The organism is Archangium sp. (assembly GCF_036389735.1).
GTDB lineage: Bacteria > Myxococcota > Myxococcia > Myxococcales > Myxococcaceae > Archangium.
Genome location: NZ_DASVWK010001101.1, coordinates 1 through 9,487, shown reverse-complemented (window position 1 = coordinate 9,487; position 9,487 = coordinate 1). Strand labels below are relative to the sequence as shown.

The window sequence follows — 9,487 nt, the reverse complement described above, 5'->3', positions numbered from 1 at the left end:
CTGCCGCTGGTGATGGGGCTGGCGGCGGCGCTGGTGGTGCCGGCACTGCTGCTTCAGCCGGGCTCGTTCCGGGTGACGGCGGCGCTGGTGGTGGCCACGGTGCTCGTCTTCGCCTCCATCGTCCGGTTGGTGGTGGCGGCGGACACCTGGTGGCTGACGGTGTGCACCGCCGAGGGGGAGCGGCAGGTGCTGTGCTGCCAGGACCACCAGCTCTTCGCTCGGGTGGTGGAGGCGCTCGGCGATGTGCTGGAGCACCCCGAGCCAAGTCCCGTGGTGCCCGCCCACCGGCTGGCCCTGGTGCGCTGAGGGCCTCGGGGACGCTTCCCCGCCCGTTTCGTGGACCTTCGGACGACCGCCGTCGCGGTGCCGCTCGCCCGAAGGCAGTGCCGGTGCGCCACAGGACACCGTAAGCGGCGCGAGGGGGCTCCTGGGAACGCCAGGGGTTGCCGATGTGTCCCACCATTCCGAGCATGAGCGTGGGCGTGCGTTCATGGGGAGGTGGGTGATGCGCTTCACCGATTATCTATCGGAGGACTGCATCCGTCCGGAGCTCCAGGCTCGGGACCGGATGGAGGTGTTGCACGAGCTGGCCGGGATGCTCGCGGCGAGGACGAAGGCCCCGCGCGAGCAGCTCGAGGCGCAGCTGGTGGCCCGGGAGCGCATCTCCAGTACCGCCGTGGGTGAGGGCGTGGCCATTCCGCACTGCCGCGTCGAGCGGATGCGGCAGGTGACGGCCTGTGTCGCGGTCCAGCACGAGGGCGTGGACTTCGGGGCGCGGGACGGGAAGCTGGTGCGGCTCTTCGTGACGTTGGTGTCCCCGGCGCATACGGCGGGCACGCACCTGGGGGTGCTCGCGCGGATCGCCGCGTTGATGCGGGACACCCGCCTGCGTCAGGCACTGGTGGCTGCCCCCGACGCCGCCTCCATCCGCGCCATCTTCGTCCAGGCGGAGGACGCCTACCTGGCCAGCCAGCAGCGTCACGAGGCCCACCACCAGCCCTCCGCGGGCCACTGAAGGCTCAACCCTCCTGGCAGGGCTGCTACCCTCGTGCCCCGGCGCCGTCGTCCGGACGGCGAACGGAGGGGTGCGATGCGACTGTTGATGCGATGGAGGGCTGTCGTTTTCGATGACCCAGATGCGCTGAGTCTTGCTCTGGCGCGAGAGTTCGAAGGACGGCTTGCTGCATGGACATCAATGGTTCTGGCAGCTCGTCGAGTCATCCAGACGCGGATTCGACCCGACCAGGGCTGATGGGAACAGGGAGCGGCAACGCGGGGCGTTCAGGAAGCTGCTGTTGAAGCTCCCACCTGAAGAGGTCATCGAGTTCCGCAACCACGTCTTCGACTTGATGAACGTCGCATTCCGGTGGGAGCTGTGGGGCGCGGCGTACATCATCGTCACTCCTGGGCATCGCGGATGCACCGGGTGTCGAGGATGTGTTCTTCGAGGAATTCCCAGGGGTGCCAGCTCGCGTTTATGAAGAGCTGACAGGGCGCGAGCTTCCCACGTACGCGGGGCGTTCCCCGCTCGCTCCCGCTGGGGGGAGCCGTGCAGCGAGGACGGGGGTGACCTCGCGCGGAGATTCCCCAGACTCTGGGTCCGGTATCGAGAGAAGGGGTAGGGTGCCTCGCCGTGGGTCGTTCGACGACCACACGCCCCCGGCGCAGGTGTTCGGCGCCAACTTCGCCCTCTCCATCGAGGGCGTCCAGGGGCAGGCCGCTCCGGAGGCGGCGCCCGGAAGGTCGTCTACCCGCCGGGCGGGGAAGTTCGGGGAGACCCCAGAGGGGTCACCTTCGCCCCAGCCAGCGGCCATGGCCCTCCAGGGAGGGGGGCTGGCGCGTCTGGCGAGCGCATCCGGTATCCTACGGCTCGTCCGGAGCGGTTTGCCCACGGGAGCGCGGGAGATGACGTTCAAGCAGAAGGTCTCACTGCTACCAGTGGTGGCCACCCTCTTCCTGTTGATCATCCTCGGGATGTCGATGGTGCTCGAGCGGGATGCCGCACGGATGGACGCGCGAATCGTCGAGGGGTACACGCCGGCGCTGGTGGGGGTGAGGGGCCTGGAGGCCCGGGCCTCGGCGCTCAAGTGGGCCCTGCGCGAGGCCTACCTGGCGCGGGACGTGGCGCTGCTGGCGGCGCTGGGCGAGGAGGCGAAGACCTTCCAGCAGGAGCTGGCCCGCCAGGGGGACAACCCGGTGATGGAGGAGTCCCGGGTGAAGGCCCTGCGGGAGGCCTTCGGGGGCTTCCTGGCCGAGGGGCAGCGCGCCGTGGACCTGGCGGCGCGGCGGCAGCCGGAGGCGGAGGCGGCCTTCCAGCAGGCGATGGAGCGCCACGCGACGCTTCAGCGATTGCTGCTCGGCTCGGGCGAGTGGGCCCACGCCGGGCTCCAGAAGTCCTTCGAGAGGATGGCCCTGCTGCGCCAGCTGCGGGAGCGGTGGATCGCCACGCTGGTGGTGCTGTGCATCCTCGCGCTGGGGGCGCTCTCGTCCTGGCTGGCGCGAGGCGTGGTGGGCCCGCTCACCCGGCTGACGGAGGTGACGACGCGCATCGCCACCGAGGGAGACCTCACCCAGCACATCGATGTGCGCTCGCAGGACGAGATTGGCCAGCTGGCGCGAGGCATCGAGGGGCTGGTGACGCGGTTGCGCGTCGTGCCGTTGACGCTTCAGGGCGTGGTGGAGGACCTGACGCAGGCGGTGAAGCGGCTCACCGTGGCGAGCCAGGGCCAGCTCGCCTTCCTCAGCCACCAGTCGCGCAGCCTGTCCGACGCGGGCTCGACGATGAGTGAGATCGCCCAGACGTCGAACCTGGCGTCGAGCCGCGCGGAGATGGTGCTGCGGGTGGCGGCGCAGGCGGACGAGTTCAGCACCTCGGGGCGTCAGTCCATCGAGAGCAGCGCGCGGGGGCTGCGGGAGCTGCGCTCGCGGGTGGAGGCGCTGATGCGCAGCGTGGCGCAGCTGTCGGAGCAGGCGGCGCGGGCGGGTGAGATCATCGGCAGCGTGAGGGACCTGGCGGACCAGTCGAACGTGCTGGCGCTCAACGCGTCCATCGAGGCGGCGCGAGCGGGGGAGGAGGGGCGCAGCTTCGCGGTGGTGGCCCAGGAGATGCGGGCGCTGAGCGGTCAGTCGGTGCAGAGCACGCAGCGCATCGGGAAGATCCTCCTGGAGATCAACCAGGCGATCCGCCGGGCGGTGTCGATCGCCGAGCAGGACAGTCAGCAGATGGAGGCGGGGATCGCCCAGGTGATGACGTCGGCGGACCGGCTGCGGGAGATCACCACGGTGGTACAGGAGAGCAGCCAGGCGGCGAAGCAGATCGTGGCCTCGGTGACGCAGCAGAACGCGGGCATCGCGCAGATGACCGACGTGATGACGACGCTGTCGCAGATGATGGGCGACGTGGTGGAGTCGACGATGACGGCCGAGGAGGCGGTGGTGCAGGTGAACACGTCCCTGGAGCGACTCAAGGCCGTGGTCACCAGCTTCCGCGTCTGAGCCGCCGAACGAATCAGGCGGGCGAGTCCACCGGGAGGGGCGGCACACGGGCCTGGAGCAGCTCCTGGGTGCTGAACACCTTGTCGATGTCCAGCAGCAGCACGAACTTGGAGTTGGTCCCCGACCGGCCCATGCCCAGCAGGTAGTCCTTGTGGAGGGGGACGCCGAGCGAGGGCGGTGGCTCCACCTCCTCGGGCTTCAGCTCGAGGACCTGCCCGATGGTGTCGGCCAGCAGTCCCAGCACCAGCCGCTCCTCCCCTCGGCTCACCTCCACCACCACGATGCAGCTCCACCGGGTGGGGGGGCTGGGCGGCAACCCCAGCCTCGTGGCCAGCTCCACCAGCGGCACCACGCGGCCTCGCAGGTTGAAGACGCCGCGCACCCATGCCGGCATGCCGGGCACCCGGGTGACGGTTTCATACTCGATGATCTCCCTCACCTGGAGGATGCCCAGGGCGTACTCCTCCCCGGCGAGGAAGAAGCTCAAATACTGAGAGGACCTGACTTGAGCGGGCATGTTCATCACGGCACCTGGAAGCGCTTGAAGTCACGGTTCTCGTCCAGGAGCGGGGCCTGGACCTGAGGGGGAGTCGGGAGTCCCGGGGCCACGGCGTGCTGGGCGCTGGCGGCGTGCTTCAGCTCGCGAGAGAACGAGGGCGCGTAGGCACTGGGCGGGCCTCCGGCGCCCTGCCGCCGCGACCTCGCTCGCGAGGAGTACTCCTCGTCCCCCACGCGGAAGAAGGAGACGAGCTGCTGGAGCGCCTCGGCCTGGGCGGACAGCTCCTCGGCGGTGGACGCCAGCTCCTCGGACGCCGAGGCGTTGCGCTGCGTCACCTGATCCACGTGCAGCATGGCCTTGTTCATCTGGCTGACGCCGCTGGCCTGCTCGGTCGAGGCGCCCACCATCTCCTGCACCAGGTCCGCCGTCTTGCGGATGGAGGGCACCAGCTCCACCAGCAGTTGTCCCGAGCGCGCCGCCACCTTCACGCTGCCGGAGGCCAGCCCGGAGATCTCCCGCGCCGCCGACCGGCTGCGCTCGGCCAGCTTGCGCACCTCGGTGGCCACCACCGCGAAGCCCTTGCCGTGCTCGCCCGCGCGCGCCGCTTCGATCGCCGCGTTGAGCGCCAGCAGGTTCGTCTGGTAGGCGATCTCCTCGATGATGGAGATCTTCTCCGCGATGGAGCTCATCGCCTCCACCGTCGCATTCACCGCCTTGCCGCTCTCGTCGGCATCCTTGGCGCCCTGCACCGCCATCCGCTCCATCTGCCGGCTGTGCTCCCGGTTCTGGGTGATGGTGGTCGTCATCTTCTCCAGGTTGGTGGAGATTTCCCCCACGTTCAGGGCCTGCTCGCTGGTGCCCTGGGCGAGGTTTTGCGAGGAGGCGGACACCTGGGTGGCGGCCGAGGCCAGCGCGCCGGAGCCCTCGCGCACCTCGCCGATGATCTGACCGAGCTTCTGCACCATGCGCTGCATGGCCGCCATCAGCCGACCCGTCTCGTCCTCCGTCTCCACCACGATGCGCGTGGTGAGGTCTCCCTCGGCGATGCGGTTGGCCACCACCACCGCGCTCGCCAGTGGCCGCGAGATGGCCCGGGCCAGCAGCAAGCACAGCAGCAGGCCGAGCGCCGTGCTCACCAGCAGCACGCCGATGATCCACACCCGCGCCGACACGTAGGTGGCCTCCGCGCGGGCCGCCGCCGCGTCCGAGCCGTCGCGGTTGAGGATCAGCAGCGCGGCCAGCTTGCCGTTGAAGGCGTCGTAGTCCGCGTGCATCTCCCCGAGCATCATCCCCCGGGCCTGCTCGAGCTGCTCCTGCGTGGAGAGCCGCAGCACCTGGGTGTGCTTGCTCAAGTAGCGCTCCCACCCCTGCTTGAAGTCCGCGTAGAGCCGCCGCTCGTGCTCGGAGGTGAGGGTCCGCTCATACGCGGCCAGCCCCTTCTGCACATCCCGGAGCTCCTGCTCGAGGTTCCGCTCGGCCTGGGCCCTCTGCTCGGCAGTGGTCGCCAGGACGCGCTCGAACTGGGCGAGCCGGAAGTCCGAGGTGTCGGTGTTCAGGTCCGCGAGGATCGCGATGCCCGGCAGCCAGATGCTGGAGATCTGCTGGGAGTTCTCGCGCACATCGGCGAGCTGCAACACCGAGAAGATGCCCAGGAAGACGGTGAGGGTCAGGACGATCAGGAAGGCGAGGAGCAGCTTCGTGGCGATCTTCAGGTTGTGAAACCAGTTCATGAGTTGGAGCCGGTGCGGGCAGGGGGAGGGAGTGGCGTGCGGCGGTAGATGTTGGGAGCCACGCAGCGCACCGGGGCGGTGTTGCTGGTGATGCTCTCCGCGTGACCGAGGAAGAGGTGGCCCGTCGGGGGCAGGCGTCGCGGCAGGGCCTGGAGGGCGTGCTCTCGCGCCTGGGCCCCGAAGTAGATGAGGACGTTGCGGCAGAAGATGAGGTCGAAGGGTCCCGCCGGCCAGGTGCGCTCATCGTTGAGATGTGTCGGGCCTTCTCCACGGGCCACGGCCCCTGTCGCACGCGCTCCAGCGCCCAGGTGGACAGGTCCGTGGCCACCACCTCCACCTCCCACCCGGCGTGGGGGGGCAGGTGCGCCAGCAACGCCATGGCCAGCGAGTAGGGCTCCTCGCCGGTGGAGCAGGCCGCGCTCCAGACGCGTACCCGCCGAGGGCCTCCCTTCATGGCCCGGGCCACGTGCTCGGGGAGGATGCACTGGCTCAAGAACCGCCCCATCAGCAGGGCCCGCTTGGTGGGCCCCAGGTGGATGCCCGTCTCCCGCGCGACGAGCGCCTGGTAGAGGGTGAATTCCTGTGGGGTGACGGGCCACGGGGCGATTTGCATGGAAACGCGTCGCCTCTACCCGGTCGCGCGGACGACGTGGAGGGCCCGGCCCGCCTGCGTCTCCAGCAACTCGAAGAGGGCCCTGTCCGCCGGGGTGAAGCCCGGCTTGTGCGGCAGCAGCCGGAAGATGGCCACCACTCCGTGCACCCGGCCGTCCGACTTCAGGGGAAGGCAGGCGCTGGGCTCCGCCTCCCGGGTGGGCGCCGTCTCGGCCACCCAGCGCGTCCCTGTCCGTGCCACGCGTCCGATGAGGCCCTCCGCCACCGACACGCGTCGCAGCGGCTCCGGGTCCACCCCCAGGCAGCCCAGCAGCGAGAGCACTGGCGCCCCTGGCTCCAGCTCGAAGATGGCGAACTCCTCCGCGCCGATGAGATCCTTGATGATCTCCCCGATGATCTCGGCCAGCAACGGCCGCTCCTCGGGCTCGTGCAGGCGGCAGCTGGCGCTGTACAGCCGGGCCAGGTGCGCCACCTGCACCGCGAGCTTCTGGTGCTCGGAGCGCAGCTGATGCACCTGCCCCTGCAACCGCTCGTTGTCTCGCCGGAGCTCGTGGAGGCTCGCGGTCAGGTGCTCCGTTCCCTCGGGCATGGTGGGCATGGTCCCCCGCTCCTGTGCTTGCATGCGCGTGCTCCGCTACGGGCTGAGGTAGCTCTGGAGCTTGCTCAGCAGCTCGTCGCCGTTGAACGGCTTGGTGATGTAGTCGGTGCAGCCGCTGTCGAAGCCCTCCTTCACGTTGTGGGGCTCGCCGCGGGTGGTCACCATGATGATGGGCACGCCGCGCGTCTCCTCGCGGGCGCGCAGCGCGCGGCAGGCCTCGAACCCGCTCATCCGCGGCATGACGACATCCATGAAGATGAGGTCCGGACGCTCGGCGAGCGCCTTGTCCACCGCCTCCTGCCCGTTGCGCGCGGTGAGCAGCTCGTAATCACGGTCGGCGAGCATCATCTTGTGCAGCAGCAGCACGGTGCTCGAGTCATCGACGAGGAGGATCTTCTTCTTTGGCATGAAGGAGGCACTCGGCAGGAGGAAGTGGAACCGGCCCGGCGGATGGTCCGGAGGGACCTGACGCCCACTGGCGGCTGCTCCGTGGAACGCGTCAGGTGCCAGTCATTGTCTGGCCAGGCCTGGTTCCCCCCCATGGAAACTTTCCGTTCTGATCGGACCTGATTGTCACAAGTACGTCAACCCGGGGACCTGACACAAGGCCCCCCTGCCTGGTGCCCCAGGTGGTTGGAGCACTTGCCCCCGGGTCTTCCCTGGTTTTACCAGGGGTTGCGCGACAGGTCCGTGACGCTGGTAGTACCGTGGAAAAAAGCGTTCGGGCTGTAGGGCTCATGAGCGCTGGTGAAGGCCATCGTCATGCGAACAGGGGCCTTGCTCCTGCTGTTGTCGTTGTATGCGTGCACTCCCTCCCCCCGAGCGCCGCTCATGGTGGGGACGGTGCCCTGGGCCGGGAGCGAGCCCCTCTTCCTGGCCCGGGAGCAGGGCCTGTACCCCCCCGAGCACCTGCGCCTGGTGGAGTACCTGGACTCCGCGGACATGATCCGGGCCTTCCGCAACGGGGCCATCGACGCGGTGGCGCTCACCCTGGAGGAGGCGCTGCGCCTCGATGCGCTCGGACTGGAGCCCCAGGTGGTGCTGGTGTTGGACTCCTCCCACGGGGCGGACTGCGTGGTGGCCCGGCCCGAGGTGAAGACACTCGCCGAGCTCAAGGGCCGGCGGGTGGCGTTGGAGAACATGGCGCTCGGCTTGTACATGCTCAGCCGCGCGCTGGAGCGGGCGGGGCTGCAAGCGGAGGATGTGCGGCGGGTGCCGGCCAGGCTCGATTCCCACGAGGAGGTCTACCGGCGCGGGGAAGTGGACGCGGTGGTGACCTTCGAGCCCAAGTGCCAGCAGTTGGTCGACGCGGGCGCGCACGTGCTCTTCGACAGCTCGCTCATCCCCGGGGAGATCCTGGATGTGCTGGTGGTGCGCAAGAGGTACCGCGATGCGCACCCGGAGCGGATCGACGTGCTGCTGCGAGGCTGGTTCGCCGCGCTCGACTACCAGAAGGCCCACCCGGACGAGGCGGTGAAGCGCATGGCGCCACGGCTGGGGCTGGAGGCGCGGCGGTTCGGTGAGGCCCTGGCGGGGGTGCATCTGCTGGACGCGCGGGAGCAACACGAGCAGCTCACGGGCAATCCACCGCGCCTGCTGGAGACCCTCCAGCGCTTGAGGGCGGTGATGGTCAAGGACGGGCTGCTGCCGTCACGGCCGCGGGAGGACTCGCTCCTGCTCGACGCCTCGTCGCTCCTCCGGGTGTCGCCATGAAGTCCTGGCTGCCGGGCCGAGGGGGTTGGGGCCTGCTCCTGGTGCTCTACACCGTCCTCGTCGGCCTCTACACCCTGCACCGGGATGCCGCGCTGGGCGAGCGGCGGGTGGAGGCGCAGGAGATGGAGTCGGTGACCCTGCGGCTGACGCAGATGCAGGGGACGATCGAGTACCTCCTGCAGAGCGGACAGCTCTCCTCGGTGCGCGCGAGGGTGGCCGGCATGGGCTCCCACCCGGACCTGGAGATCGGTCTGCTCATCGACGAGCAGCTCGACGTGCTGGCCTCCACCCGGCTCGCCCTTCTGGGCCGGCCGGTGGCGGAGGCCTGGCCGGAGCTTGCCCGTCCCGAGCACGTCGCGCGGATGCAGTGGGCCCGCGAGCACATGGCCGGCAGCGTGGAGGTGGACGCCGAGGGGCGGCGGGTGGTGGGGGCCTACCCGGTCCTGCTTGGAATCGGTCCGGAGGGGGAGCGGGTGGGGTTCCTCATCCTCCAGCAGGATCTGACCCGGCTCAAGGCGGCCAACCGCCACCAGGTGGAAGGGGTGGCGCTGCGGTCGAGCCTGCTGCTGGTGCTGATCGCCGGGGCGATGTGGCTCTTCTTCTTCGTGCTCGGGCGGCGCATGCAGCACATGGCGGCCGCGGCCCGCCGGGTGGTGGGGGGGGAGCCGCGCGCGAGCGAGGGGCCGCGCGGCGAGGATGCGCTGGGGGTGCTGGGGCGGGCCTTCGACGAAATCACCGAGGAGATCGGCCGCGGCCGCCAGCGGCTCAAGGAGAACCAGGAGCGCATCCAACTGCTGCTCGACTCCACGGTGGAGGCCCTCATCGGGCTCGACCTGGAGG

10 protein-coding genes and 2 pseudogenes are annotated in these 9,487 nt (G+C 69.8%); 6 read left to right on the top strand and 6 right to left on the bottom strand.

Features of this window, described 5'->3' with window-relative positions:
• From VF794_RS39610 to VF794_RS39600, 4 genes are all read left to right on the top strand, one after another.
• Positions 1-306, top strand: a 306-nt coding sequence (locus tag VF794_RS39610) for a DUF6232 family protein (RefSeq protein ID WP_331118877.1), incomplete at its 5' end; no start/stop codon positions are given.
• Between the two features lie 199 nt (positions 307-505).
• The gene (locus VF794_RS39605; protein WP_331118875.1) at positions 506-1,015 is read left to right on the top strand and encodes a PTS sugar transporter subunit IIA; all 510 of its coding nucleotides are present in this window, start codon (positions 506-508) and stop codon (positions 1,013-1,015) included.
• A 133-nt stretch (positions 1,016-1,148) separates the two neighbouring features.
• Positions 1,149-1,481, top strand: coding sequence for a DUF4240 domain-containing protein (locus VF794_RS41830; RefSeq protein WP_414641016.1), 333 nt, complete (start codon positions 1,149-1,151; stop codon positions 1,479-1,481).
• 142 nt (positions 1,482-1,623) lie between these two features.
• Positions 1,624-3,495 carry a methyl-accepting chemotaxis protein gene (locus VF794_RS39600; protein ID WP_331118873.1) on the top strand — a complete coding sequence of 624 codons (1,872 nt, stop codon included), beginning with the start codon at positions 1,624-1,626 and terminating at the stop codon, positions 3,493-3,495.
• A 13-nt stretch (positions 3,496-3,508) separates the two neighbouring features.
• Here the strand turns inward: VF794_RS39600 and VF794_RS39595 are convergent, their stop codons facing one another.
• The 6 genes and pseudogenes from VF794_RS39595 to VF794_RS39570 all read right to left on the bottom strand — a co-directional run bounded on the left by VF794_RS39595 (position 3,509) and on the right by VF794_RS39570 (position 7,342).
• Entirely contained in the window at positions 3,509-4,012 is a 504-nt protein-coding gene (locus tag VF794_RS39595) for a chemotaxis protein CheW (protein ID WP_331118872.1), read from the bottom strand.
• A gap of 5 nt (positions 4,013-4,017) precedes the next feature.
• Positions 4,018-5,724 carry a methyl-accepting chemotaxis protein gene (locus VF794_RS39590; RefSeq protein ID WP_331118870.1) on the bottom strand — a complete coding sequence of 569 codons (1,707 nt, stop codon included), beginning with the start codon at positions 5,722-5,724 and terminating at the stop codon, positions 4,018-4,020.
• Positions 5,721-6,002: a CheR family methyltransferase gene (locus VF794_RS39585; RefSeq protein ID WP_331118868.1), complete on the bottom strand. Its 282-nt coding sequence runs from the start codon at positions 6,000-6,002 to the stop codon at positions 5,721-5,723. Before VF794_RS39585 ends, VF794_RS39590 begins: the two co-directional genes overlap by 4 nt.
• Positions 6,003-6,028: 26 nt before the next feature.
• A pseudogene (locus VF794_RS39580) lies at positions 6,029-6,178 on the bottom strand (CheR family methyltransferase); the annotation flags it as partial.
• Positions 6,179-6,352: 174 nt separating this feature from the next.
• Positions 6,353-6,934, bottom strand: a complete 582-nt coding sequence (locus tag VF794_RS39575; RefSeq protein ID WP_331118866.1) for a GAF domain-containing protein — start codon at positions 6,932-6,934, stop codon at positions 6,353-6,355.
• Positions 6,935-6,970: 36 nt separating this feature from the next.
• Entirely contained in the window at positions 6,971-7,342 is a 372-nt protein-coding gene (locus VF794_RS39570) for a response regulator (RefSeq protein WP_331118864.1), read from the bottom strand.
• Between the two features lie 354 nt (positions 7,343-7,696).
• On the opposite strand from VF794_RS39570, the gene VF794_RS39565 reads away from it, so the two are divergent.
• Complete coding sequence (locus VF794_RS39565) at positions 7,697-8,647, top strand: ABC transporter substrate-binding protein (protein ID WP_331118862.1); 951 nt, start codon at positions 7,697-7,699, stop codon at positions 8,645-8,647.
• A pseudogene (locus tag VF794_RS39560) lies at positions 8,644-9,487 on the top strand (PAS domain-containing sensor histidine kinase); the annotation flags it as partial. The gene VF794_RS39565 and the pseudogene VF794_RS39560, both read left to right, overlap by 4 nt.